Source organism: Salipiger bermudensis HTCC2601 (genome assembly GCF_000153725.1).
GTDB lineage: Bacteria > Pseudomonadota > Alphaproteobacteria > Rhodobacterales > Rhodobacteraceae > Salipiger > Salipiger bermudensis.
This window is the reverse complement of record NZ_DS022279.1, coordinates 153,959-169,994: the sequence shown is the minus strand read 5'-3', so window position 1 is coordinate 169,994 and position 16,036 is coordinate 153,959. Positions and strand designations below refer to the sequence as shown.

The window sequence follows — 16,036 nt, the reverse complement described above, 5'->3', positions numbered from 1 at the left end:
GGCGGTCGACGATCACGCGCTTTCGCGTCCCGGCACACTTGCGATCTGCCCGACCGAGCCCATGGCGCCGGCGCGCGACCTCAGCCGCTCCTTTGCGCCCGGCATGGCCGACGCCGTGACCGAGATCGCCACGGATCCGGCGCTGGCCACCGGCGACACCACCAAGCGCACCCTCGTGGCGGTGATCTCGCACTGACCCGCCGCTCGGGGAATTGGCAACATCGGAGCCGAGGCACGACAGCCCTGGCCCCGGAGACGCCGTCGCAACGGCGGCACATCAAGGAGGAGGAGAGATGACTGATACGACGATGACGGTCGATCCCGTCAACGAAAAACTGCCCGCGGGCAAGCTGTTCACGCTTGGCTTGCAACACGTCCTGGTCATGTACGCCGGCGCCATCGCGGTCCCGCTGATCGTCGGCCGCGTCTTGCAACTGACCCCGGAGGAGGTGGCCTTTCTGATCTCCGCCGACCTCTTCGTCTGCGGTCTGGTGACGATCATCCAGTCGATGGGTGCCACGAAATGGTTCGGCATTAGGATGCCGGTCATGATGGGGGTCACCTTTGCCTCGGTCGGCCCGATGGTCTCGATCGCCGCCAGCAACCCGGGGACCGAGGGCGCGCGGATGATCTTCGGGGCGATCATGGGCGCCGGGATCATCGCAATGCTGATCGCGCCGCTGGTCAGCCGGATGCTGCGTTTCTTTCCCCCGGTCGTCACCGGCACGATCATTCTGGTGATCGGCGTCACGTTGATGCGCGTGGGCATCAACTGGATCTTCGGCGTGCCAGTCGGTGCGACTGCGCCGCAGATCGTGGACCCTGCCCATGCCGACTGGCTGCAGTCGCTTGCCGCCCTGCCCGAAGGCGCCCTTCCCGCGATACCCGAAGGGCTGACACTGGCGCCGACGGTCGATAACGTGAACTACGCGACGCCGCTGAACATGACGATATCCGCCGTGGTTCTGACCACGATCATCCTCGTGATGAAATACGCCCGCGGCTTCTTTGCCAATATCTCCGTCCTGCTGGGCATCATCGTGGGCGCCTCGCTGGCGGCCAGCCTCGGGCTGATGCACTTCGATCATGTGGGCAGGGCCGACTGGTTCGAACTGGTCACGCCCTTCCACTTCGGCCTGCCGATCTTTGATCCGGTCATGATCCTGACCATGACGCTGGTGATGATCGTGGTGATGATCGAGTCCACCGGCATGTTCCTGGCCCTTGGCGACATCTGCGGTCGGGAGATCGAGCGGCCCTCGCTGTCTGCCGGCCTGCGCACCGACGGTCTGGGCACCCTGATCGGCGGGTTGTTCAACACCTTCCCCTATACCTCGTTCAGCCAGAACGTGGGCCTCGTGGGGGTGACCGGCATCCGCTCGCGCTACGTTTGCGTGATGGGCGGCGCGATCATGATCGTTCTGGGCCTCGTGCCCAAGATGGGCGCTCTGGTCGAGGCACTGCCGGTCGCGGTGCTGGGCGGTGCGGGACTGGTGATGTTCGGTATGGTCGCCGCCACCGGCGTCCGCATTCTGGGCGGCGTCGATTTCAAGGTGAACCGCTATAACGGGCTGATCGTCGCCATCTCTCTGGGCATGGGGATGATCCCGTTGATCGCGCCGCACTTCTCGATGTGGCTGCCACATGCGATCGAGCCGCTGATCGACTCGGGCATCCTTCTGGCATCGATCTCCGCCGTCGGGCTGAACATGGTGTTCAACGGCGCGCGCGAGATGAGCGAGGAAGATCTTCGGTATGCCGCCATGCAGGCGGAAGGCGGCCACTGAGGCGCGCCCTCTGCGGCAGATCAGAGGAAAGGGCCCCGCAAGGGTCCTTTTCCATGACGCGCCAACGGTCACGAGCCCTCGCGTGCGCCACGGATCAGAATGAAGATCGCCGGCCTCGGTGCGGCTACGGGCATGGTGAGAGCACATCCTGCAACGATGGTTGGTCCACGCGAGCGCCGCTCGGGAACAAGGCGTGTTCATGCGGGGGGCGCCGTCTTCGCCATGCTTGGCCTTGCGCATACGGCGCGGGGCACCCCACTGACGAGACCCGCCCGGTGCGAGATGGGTCGGACTGGCAGGCAGGCTCAGGGGGCGAGACGGCAGCACTGACGATCGCCTCGAAGACCGGAATGCCATGGCGCGCATCGGGCTCCGTGCGATGGAGCTGGCCGAACGTTCGTGCGGGAATCGCCGGATGGCGAGAGCAGGGTTTGCCTCGACCAGATCCAATTCACCGCCTTCGTGATGGCTATGCTAAACGCCGCGCCTCCCGTCGGGACAACGATCCGCAGCTGGTGTCCTGCAGCCTTACGCAGACGCGTTCCTGGCCTCATGCGCTCCCGGTCCAGCCGTTTCGCAGGTCGCATTTTTGCGTCGACCCGGCGCCGGCGTCGTTCGTCCCTGCATCCTCGCCCAGGAGCCTGCGAAAACACAAAAAAGGGCGACGCATGTGGTCGCCCTTTTCCATATTGATCCAGCGAACGTGCCGGGGCTTTTCGGACCCAACGTCCTTGTCAGGCGCGTTCGTCCTTTGCATAGGAGCCCTGTCCGTGACCGGCCATCCCGCCCGACACTTCCTCGGTCGCTTCGTCCGACAGCTCCTCGGGCAGCATCAGGTTGAGCACGATGGCGATGAGCGCTGCGGGCAGGATACCCGAGGTCGCCAGCACCTTTGCCGTTCCGGGCAGGTATTGCAGCGCGTCCGGTTCCAGCTGCAGGCCCAGACCCAGCGACAGGGCGATGGCAAAGATCACCATGTTGCGGCGGTTCCAATGCACGTCCGACAGCATCGAGATGCCCGCCGCAACCACCATGCCGAACATCACGATCACGCCGCCGCCCAGCACCTCGATCGGGACCGAGGAAATCACCGCACCGATCTTGGGCAGGAGGCCGCAGATGATCAGGAACACCGCGCCGATGGTCACGACGGTGCGGCTCATGACGCCCGTCATGGCGATCAGCCCGACGTTCTGACTGAACGAGGTGTTGGGCAGCGCTCCGAACAGGCCCGAGATCGCCGTTCCGATCCCGTCCGCGAAGGTCGCGCCCTGGATCTCGTCATCGGTCGCCTCGCGGCCCGCGCCGCCCTTGGTGATGCCGCTGACATCCCCCACGGTTTCCACCGCGGAGACGAAGGACATCGCGCAGAAGCCGATGACCGCCGCCACCGTGAACTCCAGCCCGAAATGCAGCGGGTTGGGCAGGGCGAAGGGGGCGGCGGTCCCGACATTGCCCAAGTTCACCTGGCCCAGGGCAAAGGCCAGCGCGTAGCCCACAAGCAGGCCCACCAGAACCGCCGAGACCGACAGCATCCCGCGGGCGAAAAACTTCAGCCCCAGCGTCACCACGATCACGGTTCCGGCCATCAGCCAGTTCAGTCCCGAGCCATATTCCGGCGTGCCGATGGCGGGCACCCCTCCGGCGGCGTACTGGATGCCGACCTTGACCAGAGCGAGGCCGATCATGGTGACCACGAGGCCCGTCACCAGCGGCGGCAGGGCAAAGCGCAGGCGCCCGATGAAGAGGCCCAGGAAGGTGTGGAACAAACCGCCCGCCACGATGCCGCCCATCAGCACCGCGATGGCATCGACGCCCTTGCCGGCGACCAGCGGGATCATGATCGGAATGAAGGCGAAGGACGTGCCCTGCACGATGGGCAGGCGCGCGCCCACCGGCCCGATCCCGATGGACTGGAACAGCGTCGCGATGCCGGCAAAGAACATCGACATCTGGATCATGTAGATCATCTGCGGGAAGTCCGGACTGTTCGATCCGAAGCCAAATCCCGCCGCCCCGCAGACGATGATCGCGGGGGTCACGTTCGAGACGAACATGGCCAGCACGTGCTGGATGCCCAGCGGCACGGCCTTGATCATCGGCGGGGTGTAATTCGGATCCCGTAGCTGCTCGGGTGTCCCGATGGATGTGTCTGCCATGCGTCTTTCCTCCCTCTGGCGTGCGGGTGCCGGCTCCTCTTCCGACGGCCCATTGGTTGTCGCCCGGTCAGGCGTCGATCGTGTAGGGGGTCCCGAACCAGTGCTCCTGCAGGTTCTCCTCCCCGCCGATCCGGTCGATCACGGCAAAGAGGCCGGGACCGGAGAGCGGGGTCAAAACCCCGTGCCACGTGTTTCGATGGAAATTGATCCCCTGCCCTTCGGCGGTGCGGAATGCGCGCGGCGTGCCCGGTTTTCCGGCAACATCCGGCGCAACGATGACCAGAAACGCGTCCATCGACATCGGCAGGAAAGCCTGAGAGCCCAGCGGGTGCCGCTCCATCATATCGAGCGTGTACGGAAGCGCGCGCAGCTCTGCCTTGAACAGGCTGATGCCCGCGCTGCCCTCCTGGGTGAAATCCAGCGTGGCGCGGTCATGGTAGCGACCGCAAAGGCCCTGATTGATCAGCTTGTCGGGCGCGCCCGCGGTATCCAGAACCTCGCCGTAGGGGGCAAAGGCCTCGGCCGTCAGGGGCTGGATGCGGATCATACTCACGCGCCCAACTTCTCGATCAGGCGCAGTTCGGCGATGCGTTCGACCTGACGGCAGGCCTCGGCGAACTCGGTGGCGCGGTCGTTGCCGATGCGGCGGTGGAAGGCCTCGAGGATACTGGCCTTGGTGTTGTCCTTCACCGCGATGATGAAGGGGAAACCGTGCCGGTCGACATAGTCGCTGTTCAGCCGCTGAAACGTCTCGCGCTCCTCATCGGTCAGCATGTCGAGCCCTGCGCCCGCCTGCTCCGAGGTCGACTCGGCTGTCAGCCGTCCGGCGGCGGCGAGTTTTCCCGCAAGGTCCGGGTGCGCGGTCAGCACGCCCAGCCTCTGGTCCTCGGTGGCCGACCGGAAGACCCGCGCAAGGGCGTTATGCACCCCTGCGGCACTGTCGCTGTAGGTGCCCAGCTCCAGTGCATGCGCGCCCTCGGCGATCCACGGGCTATGCTCGAAGATGCCGCCGAATTCGGCCACGAAGCGCTCGCGGTCCATCTGCGAGGGCGTCACGCCCGATGGCGCCGGATGCTCGGCGGCCCAATGGTCGGCGATCTGCTCGCGGGTGGCGAACCAGACGCCCTCATGCCCCTGCATATAATCCATCACGCGCTTCAGCGCGGCCATCCGGCTCGGGCGCCCGATCAGGCGGCAATGCAACCCGATCGACATCATCTTGGGCGCGCCCGCCTGACCTTCGGCGTAGAGCACGTCGAAGGCGTCGCGGATCATCGCCTCGAAGTCGTCGCCTCGGGTATACCCCGCCTGAATGGCAAAGCGCATGTCGTTGCAGTCCATGGTGTAGGGCACGATCAGCTGGTTTTTGTCGCCGGCGCGCGTCCAGTACGGCAGGTCGTCGGAATAACTGTCGGCGATATAGGCGAAGTCGCCCTCCTCCGCGGCCAACGGGATCGTGTTCATCGAACAGCGCCCGGTGTACCACCCGCGCGGCGGCGTCCCCACCACTTCGGTGTGCAGGCGGATCGCTTCGCGGATCTGCGCGCGCTCCTCCTCGGCAGGCATGTCCTTGTGTTCGACCCACTTGAGGCCGTGCGACGCGATCTCCCAGCCCGCATCCTTCATCGCCTTCACCTGCTCGGGCGCGCGGGCCAGTGCGGTGGCGACGCCGTAGACAGTGATTGGGATGTCCTTCAGCAACGCGTGGACCCGCCAGAACCCGGCGCGGCTGCCGTATTCATAGATCGTTTCCATGTTCCAGTGCCGCTGGCCGGGCCATGGCTGCGCACCGGTGATCTCGGACAGGAAGCCCTCGGACGCCGCATCCCCGTGCAGGATGTTGTTCTCGCCGCCCTCTTCGTAATTCAGCACAATCTGCACGGCGATCTTCGCGCCACCGGGCCAGTTCGCCTGCGGGATGCGGGGGCCGTAGCCCGCCATGTCTCTGGGATAACGCTGCAAGTCTCTCACCTCCGGTTTCATCATGTCATATTCCAGAAAAGTCGCGGGCATTATCAAAAAGAATGCGAAGGTGCCTCAAACGACAGCGAGTTTGCGGGCTGCGGCGGGGCGCGTATGAAGAGGCAAACCCATCTGGAGATCGAGACATGAGCGGATATCTGACCACACACGTCCTTGATACGGCGCGCGGCTGCCCGGCAGAAGGCGTCCGCATCGCGCTCTACCGTGTCTCGGGCAATTCGCACGAAAGGATCGCAGAGACGGTGACGAATGCGGATGGCCGGACAGACGCGCCGATCCTGCCCGCCGAACGCTTCGAGACCGGCACCTTCGAGCTGGTCTTCTTTGCCGGCGATTACCTGCGGGCGACCGGTCAGGCGGACGGAGACATCCTGTTCCTGGACGAGGTACCGATCCGCTTCGGCATGTCGGATGCCGAAGCCCACTACCACGTGCCGCTGTTGCTCTCGGCCTACGGCATGAGCACCTACCGGGGGAGCTGAGACGCGTACGCCTGGGTCTTCGCGACACCGGCGTGCCGAAACGCCACCGACGCGCATGGGCCATGCCCAACTTCTCCCGCTGACGGGCCGTGGGCGACGCATGGCAGGTCAGGTGCTCTTTCCAACGAGTTTTGCGCAAAGACAGACCGGCCACCCAGGACCGGGTGTGGCGCGCGCATCATCGCCTGAGGGAAAGGCTGGTCGCTGCACCGCTGATCCGGTCGCCGGCCCTAGACCGGCTGCCGGAACGCCGCGCCGATCCGGTCGATCACGAACTCCATGAAGATGCGCGTCTTGGGATCCTGCCGCCGCCGGTGGGTGAACAGACACGCCATCTGCACCGGCTCGGGCGGGGTCTTCTCCGCCACCGGCACCAAAGCGCCGGATTTGAGGTGCTCGGCCACCTCGAAGACCGGCTTCAGAACGATCCCGTGCCCGCCAAGCGCCCAGTCTGTCAAAACGTCGCCGTCATCCGACTCGTAGCGCCCCGTGACGGCAAAGCGCCTGGGGCCGTCGGGTGTCAGAAGTCGCCACTGAAACTCCGCGGCGCCCGGAAAGCGCAGGTTGATGCATTCGTGCCGGTCCGCCAGCAGCGCGTCGCCATCGTCGGGCATGCCGCGCCGCGCCACATACTCGGGCGAGGCGCAGAGGACGCGCGGCACGTCGGCGATCTTGCGGATGCGCAGGTTGCTGTCCTCGGGCTGGCCTAGAAAGAAGGCAAGGTCGAGCCCCTCCGTCGTCAGGTCCACCTTGCGGTCGGTCAGTCGCAGCCGCACCGAGACATCCGGGTATTCCGCCAGAAACAGGGGCACTTGCGGCGCGATCAACCTCCGCCCGACCCCCAGGGGCGCCGCCACATAGAGCGCGCCCTTCAGATGTTCGGTCACGTTGACGATCTGGGCCTCGGCGCTCTCCACCGCGTCCAGGATCTCCGTCGCGCCGCGGTAGAAACTCTGCCCGTGCTCGGTGGGCGACAGGCTGCGCGTGGTGCGCTGGAACAACCGCACGCCCAGGTGCTCTTCGAGCTGCGAGATCCGCGAGGACGTCACCGCCGAGGAAATGCGCAGATCCCGGCCCGCAGCCGACATGCTGCCCAATTCGTAGACACGGACAAAGGTGCGGATGTTGTCGAAATAGGACATGGCGACCTTTCCGGTTTCCTGTTTGAAGCGGCATCCCTCAGGGTCGGCTGGGGGACAGGCCACCCATTCTTCGGAATATTTTGATGCTGCTTGGTCTTTCCTGCGAATAGCAAAGAAAAAACGTGTCCGCTACTCTCAGCGCGACCCGCAACACCCCGGAGGACCACATGTACGACTTTGCCATCATCTGGGACTGGATCGCCTTTTCCGTCCGCTGGCTGCATGTCATCACCGCCATGGCCTGGATCGGCGCCTCCTTCTACTTCATCGCGCTCGACCTGATGCTGAAGCCCAACCCCGCCCTTCCCGACGGGGCGCATGGCGAGGAATGGGAGGTGCATGGCGGCGGCTTCTACCACACGGTGAAGTATCTGGTGGCGCCCTCTGAGATGCCCGAGCATCTCACCTGGCACAAATGGCAAAGCTACACGACGTGGCTCTCGGGTGCGGCGCTTCTGATGATCATCTACTGGGTCGGCGGCAATCTGTTTCTGATCGACCCGAGCAAGGCGGATCTTGCCCTGTGGCAGGGCATCGTGATCTCGGGAGGCTCGCTGACCATCGGCTGGCTGGCCTATGATGCGATGTGCAAGTCGAAGCTGGCCGAGAGGCCCACGCTGCTGATGCTGCTGCTGTTTGTCATCCTCGTGGCGATGTCCTGGGGTTATCACCAGATCTTCACCGGGCGCGCGGCGCTGCTGCACCTGGGCGCCTTTACCGCGACGATCATGACCGGCAACGTGTTCTTCCAGATCATGCCGAACCAGCGCATCGTCGTCGCCGACCTGAAGGCAGGACGCAAGCCCGACCCGAAATACGGCAAGATCGCCAAGGTCCGCTCGACCCACAACAACTACCTGACGCTGCCCGTCGTCTTTCTGATGCTGGCAAACCACTACCCGCTCGCCTTCGGCACGCAGTATGCCTGGATCATCGCGTCGCTGATCTTTCTCACCGGGGTCACGATCCGGCACTACTTCAACACCATGCATCGCACCGGCACGGGACCGACCTGGACCTGGCCAGTCACCGTGGGGATCATGATCGCCATCGCCTGGCTGTCGACCGTTCCCGGCCTGGACACCTACGAGGAAAGCGAGGCCCGCGCGCTGACGCCCTACGAAGAGAAATTCGCCTCGGCAGAGACGTTCGAAGACGCCTATTTCGCCGTGGTGGGAAACTGTTCGATGTGCCACGGTCGGGAGCCGTCGTGGGACGGGATGCACTGGCCGCCCAAGGGCGTCGTGCTGGAGACAGAGGCCGATGTCGCGCGCCATGCTGACCAGATCTACCTGCAGGCCGGACGCACCCACGCCATGCCGCCGCCCAACGCAATCCAGATGGACCCGGAGGCACGCCGCCAGATTGTCACGTGGTACCGCGACGCGACCGGCGGCGACGAGGGCTGAGGCTCGATCGCGATCCCACGCGACCGCAAGAAAGCCGGGCGGCACTCACCCGAAGGGTCAGCCCCCCACACCACGTGATGACCACCCCCGCGGAACTCACGCACCACGCCTCGCACGCAACAAAGGCGCCACGATGTGCCCGGGGCTCTCGGCCTCTCGCAGCCAGAAGCTTACGGCGGCAGCGGGCGCAATTGCCGGTCAGACCGTTTATGGGCCGTGATGACAACGGGGGCGCGATGGCTCTGTCAGGTTGCAGGGTACCGATTGCGCCGGTTTGCAGCCTGAGATGCCCTTTCCGCCTGCGGTTCCGCTCGCTCCTCGATTAGCTGGTCATCGACCTCGGCGCTCAGGGCACGCTCTGTCAAGGCCGGGGTCAGCGCCTGCAGAAGATCTTTGTCGATGCTCATGCGTGGGTCTCCTTATCTCAAGGGGGTACCACGCCGGGGCACTGACTTCCGGCCAGTCTCTAGCGAGCCTGCTCTTGGGTGGACAGTCCTGCCGGTTCCGAGACTCTGCGCCGTCTGCGCTTCAGAGCTGGCGCCCACCCCGGTGACCATGGAATGGCGGATACGAAGTTGAGTGGACCCGCGCAACAAATATTGTATAAAATAATTCTGCCGCCACGTCGGTCGCAGGATTATTCGGGAGCACCACGGGGATGAAGCAACCCAAGACCGCGACCCCTCACGGGGCGCCCATCCTTGAGGCCGACACCGGCACGCCGCGCGCCAGCTATCCGACCCTGCACGCCCGCATCCTCGACAGCCTGCGCGAAGACATTCTCTCCGGCGCACTTATCGAGGGCACCGCTCTCCGACAGGACCAGCTGGCAAGCCGCTACGGCGCCAGCCGCATCCCCGTTCGCGAAGCGCTTCTGCAGCTCGAGGGCGAGGGGCTTGTCCGCCAGCAGGCCAACCGGGGCTATACCGTCTCCAAGCTGTCACTCGCGGAGATCAGCGAGGAATTCGATCTCCGGGCGATGCTGGAGTCGGATCTCATCATGCGTGCGATCCCGCTCATGAAGCGCCAGCATCTGTCTGATGCGCGAGAAGTGCTTGATAGATTGGAAGGAAAAGGCGGAAAGATCGTGGACGCACGCGAATGGGGCGAACAGAACTGGCTGTTTCACCGGACCTTGCTCGAGCCGGCCCGGCGCGAGCGCACCCTGCGCATCATCCACAACCTGCACCGTAGCGGCGGGCGCTACGTGCGCATGCACATGAGCCTGACGGAGCGCACCAAGGAAGGCGCGGATATCGAACACCGCAAGCTGCTGCGCGCCTGCGCCGAACGCGACGTGCACGAGGCCCGACGGGTGATGGCAGAGCATATCCTTCTGGCCCGTGACGAGCTGCTGGTCGTCCTGGGAAATCGGCGCTGACAGCGACACATGCCTCCTGCAACGCGATGCTTTGAGCGCTCGCGCCTCCTGCGCGCTTGATCCTTCGTGGCGGCAAAACAGCTGCGCCCTGGCCGGCGGAACGGCAATTTGCGTCGCGAAGCTCTGCAAGCACGCCGCTACTTGCCTAAAATTTGCTCAAAAACCTGCATTTAACCTGTTCTTTTCGACGGACGCCCCCGAATCTCTTCCCCAGGATTGTATAAAATGTAGCGTCAGCCCAACGGTCGGACCTCGTTCGCCTGCCAGCGTCAAGCCGCGAGCGGGACGCGCCCGACCCGCAAACAAAGACTCGTCGTGCCGAGCCAAGGCAGACACACCCGAAGGAAAGACATGATGACCGTTCTCAAGCACGACCCGTCCGAAACCGAACTCTGGCGCGACGGCGTTCGCACCGAGATGCGGGTCTCGGCGCTCAACGGCGCCTATCAACTGTGCATCTTCGAGCAGTGGTGCGACAAAGGCCTCGGCGCACCAATCCATGAGCACGCGGTCGAAGAAGTGCTGGAAGTGATTGGCGGAACAGCGGAAATCTGGCTCGACGACGAAACGATGATCGTGACCGCGAACCAGTCGGTTCTGATCCCTCGTGGTGCGATGCACGGTTTCAAGAACATCGGCGAGGATATCCTGCATGTGCGCGCCACCCTCGCGGCGGCCGTTTTCGAGGCCAGCTACGAAGATCGCGCCGAGCTGTCGCGCCGCTATTCGCCGAAAGCCTGAGCGGTGAGCGTGCACGAGCAGGGATCAGACCGGATGACCGTCAGAAAAATCGCGATCCTGGGGTCCGGCGTCATTGGTGCATCCTGGGCGATTGTATACGCCCGCTCCGGGTGCGACGTCGCGATCTACGAGCGCAGCGAGGCGTTTCGCGACAGCGCGATGCAGCGTTTGGAAAGCAGCCTCGCAAGCTCGGCCTCGCTACTCCGCGACGGCGAGACCGTGCAGGATGTGCTCGCCAGGATCACCCTGCACGACACGCTCGAGGCTGCCGTGGCGGGGGCCGACTTCGTGCACGAGTGCATCGTGGAAAATCTCGACAGCAAGAGGCAGATCTTCGCGGCGCTGAACGACGCTGCCGAGCCGGAGGCGATCCTTGCCAGCACGACGTCGAGCTTTCCGGTGTCGCATTTCGCCTCGGATCTTGCCTGCCGCGACCGCTGCATCATCGTGCACCCGGCGACGCCGCCGCATCTGCTGCCGGTGACCGAGATCTGCCCCGCCCCGTTCACCTCCGCCGAGGTCAGTGAGCGCACCACCGCCTTCATGCGCGAATGCGGCCAGATTCCGGTGCGTATCAAGAAGGAAGTCGAGGGCTTCGTCCTGAACCGCATGCAGGCGGCGCTGCTTGTCGAAATGCTGACTCTGCTGCGCGAAGACCTGATCGACGCCCGCGACATCGATGCCATCATCAGCGAGGGGTTCGGCCTTCGCTGGGCCTTCCTCGGCCCGTTCGAAGGGGTGGACCTGAACGCTCCCGGGGGCATTCGCCAATACCTCGAGCGCTACGGCTTCCTGGCTCGCGACCGCGGCAGGGAGTACGGGCTGGGCGACGTGCTGCCGCCCGAAACCATCGACACGCTGGACGACTATGCCCGCAGCCGCATCCCGCTTGAGGCGCTCCCCGAGAAGGTGGCGTGGCGCGATGAATCCATCCTCGCCCTCCGGGCGCTGAAGGCGGAGCGCGGCAGCGTGGACCGGGCATGACCATGGCCGGTCGAGACACACCCCTGAAGGTCGGTCTGATCGGCTTTGGCGCCATCGGCCGCTCGGTCGCCGCCCTGCTGCCGGCCTCCGTCGCGCTTGGCGTGCTGACGCGCAGCGCGCCCGCCGACCTGCCCGTTGGTGCCGAGGCGCTGGCCGATGCCGACGCGCTGCTGGCCTGGGGGCCCGACGTGGTGATCGAGGCCGCCTCAGCCGAGGCCTTCGCGCAGACCGCGCCCGCGTGTCTCGGGCAGGGCATCGATGTTGTCGCAGCCTCCGTCGGCGCGTTGCAGGACAGCGCCCTTCTGGATCGGATCCTTGCGATCTGCAGCGAGACCGGCAGCCGCCTCGTGGTGCCTGCGGGTGCGGTCGGCGGGCTCGACCATATCGCCGCCGCAGCCCTGCATCCCGAGACCACCGTCACCTATGTCTCGCGCAAGCCGCCCGCCGCATGGAGCGCCGAGCTCGAGGCGATGGGCCAGACCGAGGCCGCGAGCCGGGGCGAGGTCAGCCTCTACGAGGGCAATGCCCGTGAGGCGGCCGCACGCTACCCGCGCAACCTCAATGCCGGGCTCACCATCGCCCTTGCCGCCGGGTTCGACCGCGTGCGCGTGCGGGTGGTCGCCGATCCGGCGGTGGCGCGCAACACCCACGAGATCGTCGTCTCGGGGCCATTGGGCACAAGCACGATGAGCTTTTGCAACATGCCCGATCCGTCAAATCCCAAGACCTCCGCGATCACCGCCTACAGCCTGGTCGCGGCCACGCTGCGTCGCTTCGAGGCGCTGCAGTGACGCCTCCGGCCGGGCCGTCGCCGGATGGCCCGCCGCACCAAGATCAAAATCATAAGCAACGACCCCAACAGGAGATCCAAACCATGAAGACACTGGCGAAAACCACCGCCTCCGCGGCCCTTGCCGTCGGCCTTGCCGCAACCGGCGCTGCAGCTCAGGACACCGTCGAGCTGAGCATGGCCACCCCCTGGGCCGGCGGCCACTGGCTCGAGATCGGCGCCAACAGCTACGCCGAGAACGTCGCGGACCTGACCGAAGGCCGCGTCACCATCAACGTCTTCCCTGCCGGCGCGCTCGGCCCGGCGCTCGACGTGACCGAGACCGTTCAGATGGGCATCGCCGACATGGGCCACGCCTGGGGCGGCTACGACTGGTCGGTCGACCGTACCAGCGCGCTGTTCGGCGGCTGGCCGGGCGGCCCGACGCCTGAGGAGTACATGATGTGGCTCTACAACGGCAACGGTCTGGAGCTGTGGAAAGAGTGGCGCGCCGACGTGTTCGACGTGGTCGCCATCCCCTGCGGCGTGACCGAAACCGAGGTCTTCATGCACTCGCACAAGAAGGTGCAGACGCCCGAGGATCTGCAGGGACTGAAGCTTCGCACCTCCTCGGCCTGGGCCGAGATCGCCCCCAAGCTGGGCGTGTCGACCGTGACCCTGCCCGGCTCCGAGGTGTTCTCGGCGCTTGAGCGCCAGGTCGTCGACGCGATCGAATGGGGCGGCCCCGGCGGGAACATGCAGGAAGGCTTCGACAAGATCGCACCCTACATGATGATGCCGGGCGTGCACTCGCGCGCCGCCGTGCATGACTGCATCTTCAACGAAGCCGCCTGGGACAAGATCTCGGATGGCGACAAGGCGCTGATGGAAATCGCCGGGCGCCTGACCATGCTCGACACCTATCTCGGCTATGCCGAGAACGACCTCGTCGCGTTCGAGAAGCTCAAGGAAGAGTCGCCGGTCGAGATGGTGCAGATCGACCAGAGCCTCGTCGAAGCGGCCACCGAAGCGTCCAACGAATGGGCGACCGAGCAATCCGCCGAGAACGAGTGGTTCAAGCGCGTCTTCGAGGACCAATCCGCCTTCCTCGAAGGTCTGTCGGGCCTCTCGGAGTTCCGCTTCGCTCCCGGTTCGCGCTAAGTTTCAGCGCTCCCCCGGCGCGCCCATTCCTGGCGCGCCGGACACCGCCCCACCATGACAATACCTTCGCTGGCGGTCCGTCCGCTGGCGTTTCCATCCGCGTCCCGACGCGGTCGGCGCGCCGCTGCGTGCCCACCACGCCGAGCAATGCCCAGGGGAGCACACCTTGAGGACCCTGATCTCACTCATCGAAACCATCTCGCTCTGGACAGGGCGGCTCGCAGCCCTGCTGCTGGTGCCCCTTGTCTTCGCCATGGTCTACGAAGTCGTCAGCCGCTACGTCTTTGCGGCGCCGACCCAGTGGGCCTTCGAGATCAGCTACATGCTCATGGGCGCGATCTTCACACTGGGGCTGTCCTACTGCCTGCGCAACAACGCGCATGTGAATGTCGACATTCTGCCGTCGATCCTGCCCAGGCGCGCCAATGCGGCGATCGAGGTGGTGGCCTTCGGCGGCATGACCGTCGTTCTGGTCTGGCTCACCGTCACGCTGGGCGAAGGCGTCGCGCGCACCTACCGCACCGGCGAGGGCTCTGGCCTGTCGGCCTGGAACCCGCAGGTCTGGCCGTTCCGGCTGGTCTACACCATCGGCTTTGCGCTGTTCACGCTGCAGGTCTTTGGCCGGCTTCTCGAAGCGCTGCTGGTGCTGTTCGGCGGCACCCCGCCAAAGCATCCCGAAGCCACCACCGACGAGCAGGCGGGGGCGGCATGATGGGTGATGCAGTCCTTCTGATGTTCCCGGCGCTGATCGTCCTGATCGCGCTCGGCATTCCGATCGCCTTCTCGATGGTCCTTGTGGCCAGCGTCTTCGGCTTCATCCGCTTCGAGGAGATCGTCTTCCGCCAGTTCGCGCAGCGCGTGGACGAGGTGGCCTCCAACTACGTTCTCGGCGCGATCCCCCTCTTCATTTTCATGGGCGCAATCCTCGAACGCGCCGGCATCGCCGAGCGCCTGTTCGATGCCATCTACATGTGGACCCGGCGCCTGCCCGGCGGGCTCGCCATCGCGGCGCTGGTCATGTGCACCATCTTCGCCGCCGCCTCGGGCGTGGTCGGCGCCACCGAGACGCTCGTGGGCATGCTGGCGATCCCGGCCATGCTCAAGCGCAAGTATGACAATTCCCTGATCGCGGGCACGATCTGCGCCGGCGGCTCGTTGGGCACGGTGATCCCGCCCTCGATCCCGGTGATCGTTCTGGCGCCGATCATGACCCTGCCGGTCGGAGATCTCATGGCCGGCATCCTGGTGCCCGGCCTGATGATGGCGGCGATGTTCTCGCTCTACATCATCGTCTCGGCCACGCTGAAACCCTCGCTCGCGCCGCGCGACACCGATCCCGACCCGTTCACGATGGGCGAGAAGATCCGCTTCACGCTCAAGGCGCTGGTGCCGCCGGTGGTGCTTATCGCGCTGGTGCTGGGCACGCTGTTCAGCGGCCTCGCGACGCCCACCGAAGCCGCCGCCTGCGGCTCCGCCGGAGTGCTGTTCCTGGCGCTCTGCTACGGCAAGCTGAGCTTCAAGATGGTGCTCGACGCCTCGCTGCAGACCGTCTCGCTGACCGCGATGATCCTCGCCATCGTGCTGGCCGGGGTGATGTTCTCGGGCGTGCTCTTCGCCTCGGGCGGGATGATGGCGATCCGCGGCTTCCTCGACAGCTTCGGCTTCGGCACCGCCGGCGTGATCGCGCTGATCCTGATCATTACCTTCATCCTCGGCTTCGCCGTCGAGCTGACCTCGATCGTGCTGATCATGACCTCGATCTCGGTGCCGATCCTGAAGCTCTACGATGTCGATCTGCTGTGGTTCTCCATCGTGTTCCTGATCACGCTGCAGACCAGCTACCTGACCCCGCCGATGGCGCCGTCGATCTTCTATCTCAGGGCCATCGCCCCGCCGACGATGACGCTCAAGCAGATGTACTGGGGGGTCATTCCCTTCATCATTTGCCAGCTCATCGTGCTGGCGCTGGTCATCACCTTCCCCGAGCTGGCGACCTGGATGCCGAAGCTGATCTACGGCTGATCCGGGCCCCTCGCCG

16 protein-coding genes are annotated in these 16,036 nt (G+C 65.3%); 11 read left to right on the top strand and 5 right to left on the bottom strand.

The genetic code is table 11. From position 1 onward, the window contains the following. The first annotated feature begins 61 nt into the window (after positions 1-61). The gene (locus tag R2601_RS27635) at positions 62-196 is read left to right on the top strand and encodes a hypothetical protein (RefSeq protein ID WP_007803848.1); all 135 of its coding nucleotides are present in this window, start codon (positions 62-64) and stop codon (positions 194-196) included. A gap of 97 nt (positions 197-293) precedes the next feature. Further along, entirely contained in the window at positions 294-1,787 is a 1,494-nt protein-coding gene (locus R2601_RS24710; RefSeq protein WP_007803846.1) for a nucleobase:cation symporter-2 family protein, read from the top strand. A gap of 734 nt (positions 1,788-2,521) precedes the next feature. Here the strand turns inward: R2601_RS24710 and R2601_RS24705 are convergent. The 3 genes from R2601_RS24705 to puuE form a co-directional block, all read right to left on the bottom strand. Beyond that, entirely contained in the window at positions 2,522-3,946 is a 1,425-nt protein-coding gene (locus R2601_RS24705) for a uracil-xanthine permease family protein (protein WP_007803844.1), read from the bottom strand. A gap of 67 nt (positions 3,947-4,013) precedes the next feature. After that, a complete protein-coding gene (locus R2601_RS24700; RefSeq protein ID WP_007803842.1) occupies positions 4,014-4,493 on the bottom strand; it encodes an ureidoglycolate lyase in 480 nt (159 codons plus the stop codon). 2 nt (positions 4,494-4,495) lie between these two features. Beyond that, complete coding sequence (puuE, locus tag R2601_RS24695; protein ID WP_040546068.1) at positions 4,496-5,908, bottom strand: allantoinase PuuE; 1,413 nt, start codon at positions 5,906-5,908, stop codon at positions 4,496-4,498. 146 nt (positions 5,909-6,054) lie between these two features. Here puuE and uraH point away from each other — a divergent pair, with 146 nt between their 5' ends. Then, the gene (gene uraH / locus R2601_RS24690) at positions 6,055-6,411 is read left to right on the top strand and encodes a hydroxyisourate hydrolase (RefSeq protein ID WP_007803838.1); all 357 of its coding nucleotides are present in this window, start codon (positions 6,055-6,057) and stop codon (positions 6,409-6,411) included. A gap of 230 nt (positions 6,412-6,641) precedes the next feature. On the opposite strand, the gene R2601_RS24685 is transcribed toward uraH, so the two are convergent. Further along, positions 6,642-7,553, bottom strand: a complete 912-nt coding sequence (locus tag R2601_RS24685; RefSeq protein ID WP_007803836.1) for a LysR family transcriptional regulator — start codon at positions 7,551-7,553, stop codon at positions 6,642-6,644. A 167-nt stretch (positions 7,554-7,720) separates the two neighbouring features. Here R2601_RS24685 and R2601_RS24680 point away from each other — a divergent pair, with 167 nt between their 5' ends. After that, a complete protein-coding gene (locus tag R2601_RS24680; protein WP_007803835.1) occupies positions 7,721-8,962 on the top strand; it encodes a urate hydroxylase PuuD in 1,242 nt (413 codons plus the stop codon). Between the two features lie 245 nt (positions 8,963-9,207). Here R2601_RS24680 and R2601_RS26850 read toward each other — a convergent pair whose 3' ends face one another. Further along, a complete protein-coding gene (locus tag R2601_RS26850) occupies positions 9,208-9,369 on the bottom strand; it encodes a hypothetical protein (RefSeq protein WP_007803833.1) in 162 nt (53 codons plus the stop codon). Positions 9,370-9,620: 251 nt separating this feature from the next. Here R2601_RS26850 and R2601_RS24675 point away from each other — a divergent pair, with 251 nt between their 5' ends. The 7 genes from R2601_RS24675 (at position 9,621) to R2601_RS24645 (ending at position 16,020) form a co-directional block, all read left to right on the top strand. Next, positions 9,621-10,343, top strand: a complete 723-nt coding sequence (locus R2601_RS24675) for a GntR family transcriptional regulator (RefSeq protein ID WP_007803832.1) — start codon at positions 9,621-9,623, stop codon at positions 10,341-10,343. Positions 10,344-10,697: 354 nt separating this feature from the next. Next, complete coding sequence (locus R2601_RS24670; RefSeq protein ID WP_040546106.1) at positions 10,698-11,084, top strand: cupin domain-containing protein; 387 nt, start codon at positions 10,698-10,700, stop codon at positions 11,082-11,084. Between the two features lie 33 nt (positions 11,085-11,117). After that, positions 11,118-12,068 (top strand): 3-hydroxyacyl-CoA dehydrogenase, encoded by a 951-nt coding sequence (locus tag R2601_RS24665; RefSeq protein WP_007803828.1) that lies wholly within the window; start codon positions 11,118-11,120, stop codon positions 12,066-12,068. Then, positions 12,065-12,859: an aspartate dehydrogenase gene (locus R2601_RS24660; protein ID WP_007803825.1), complete on the top strand. Its 795-nt coding sequence runs from the start codon at positions 12,065-12,067 to the stop codon at positions 12,857-12,859. Before R2601_RS24665 ends, R2601_RS24660 begins: the two co-directional genes overlap by 4 nt. 83 nt (positions 12,860-12,942) lie before the next feature. Continuing rightward, the gene (locus tag R2601_RS24655; RefSeq protein WP_007803823.1) at positions 12,943-13,998 is read left to right on the top strand and encodes a type 2 periplasmic-binding domain-containing protein; all 1,056 of its coding nucleotides are present in this window, start codon (positions 12,943-12,945) and stop codon (positions 13,996-13,998) included. A gap of 166 nt (positions 13,999-14,164) precedes the next feature. Further along, a complete protein-coding gene (locus tag R2601_RS24650) occupies positions 14,165-14,710 on the top strand; it encodes a TRAP transporter small permease subunit (RefSeq protein WP_007803822.1) in 546 nt (181 codons plus the stop codon). Further along, positions 14,710-16,020 (top strand): TRAP transporter large permease, encoded by a 1,311-nt coding sequence (locus R2601_RS24645; RefSeq protein WP_007803821.1) that lies wholly within the window; start codon positions 14,710-14,712, stop codon positions 16,018-16,020. The genes R2601_RS24650 and R2601_RS24645 overlap by 1 nt, the downstream gene beginning before the upstream one ends. Positions 16,021-16,036: the final 16 nt, after the last annotated feature.

What these genes read in the sequence shown, in the direction of transcription:
- R2601_RS24655 (WP_007803823.1), top strand. Translation starts at nt 12,943, where the DNA reads ATGAAGACACTGGCGAAAACCACCGCCTCCGCGGCCCTTGCCGTCGGC.
- R2601_RS24645 (WP_007803821.1), top strand. Translation starts at nt 14,710, where the DNA reads ATGGGTGATGCAGTCCTTCTGATGTTCCCGGCGCTGATCGTCCTGATC.
- R2601_RS24665 (WP_007803828.1), top strand. Translation starts at nt 11,118, where the DNA reads ATGACCGTCAGAAAAATCGCGATCCTGGGGTCCGGCGTCATTGGTGCA.
- R2601_RS24710 (WP_007803846.1), top strand. Translation starts at nt 294, where the DNA reads ATGACTGATACGACGATGACGGTCGATCCCGTCAACGAAAAACTGCCC.
- R2601_RS24675 (WP_007803832.1), top strand. Translation starts at nt 9,621, where the DNA reads ATGAAGCAACCCAAGACCGCGACCCCTCACGGGGCGCCCATCCTTGAG.
- R2601_RS26850 (WP_007803833.1), bottom strand. Translation starts at nt 9,369, where the DNA reads ATGAGCATCGACAAAGATCTTCTGCAGGCGCTGACCCCGGCCTTGACA.
- R2601_RS24705 (WP_007803844.1), bottom strand. Translation starts at nt 3,946, where the DNA reads ATGGCAGACACATCCATCGGGACACCCGAGCAGCTACGGGATCCGAAT.
- uraH (WP_007803838.1), top strand. Translation starts at nt 6,055, where the DNA reads ATGAGCGGATATCTGACCACACACGTCCTTGATACGGCGCGCGGCTGC.
- R2601_RS24660 (WP_007803825.1), top strand. Translation starts at nt 12,065, where the DNA reads ATGACCATGGCCGGTCGAGACACACCCCTGAAGGTCGGTCTGATCGGC.
- R2601_RS24700 (WP_007803842.1), bottom strand. Translation starts at nt 4,493, where the DNA reads ATGATCCGCATCCAGCCCCTGACGGCCGAGGCCTTTGCCCCCTACGGC.
- R2601_RS24685 (WP_007803836.1), bottom strand. Translation starts at nt 7,553, where the DNA reads ATGTCCTATTTCGACAACATCCGCACCTTTGTCCGTGTCTACGAATTG.
- R2601_RS24680 (WP_007803835.1), top strand. Translation starts at nt 7,721, where the DNA reads ATGTACGACTTTGCCATCATCTGGGACTGGATCGCCTTTTCCGTCCGC.
- R2601_RS27635 (WP_007803848.1), top strand. Translation starts at nt 62, where the DNA reads ATGGCGCCGGCGCGCGACCTCAGCCGCTCCTTTGCGCCCGGCATGGCC.
- R2601_RS24670 (WP_040546106.1), top strand. Translation starts at nt 10,698, where the DNA reads ATGACCGTTCTCAAGCACGACCCGTCCGAAACCGAACTCTGGCGCGAC.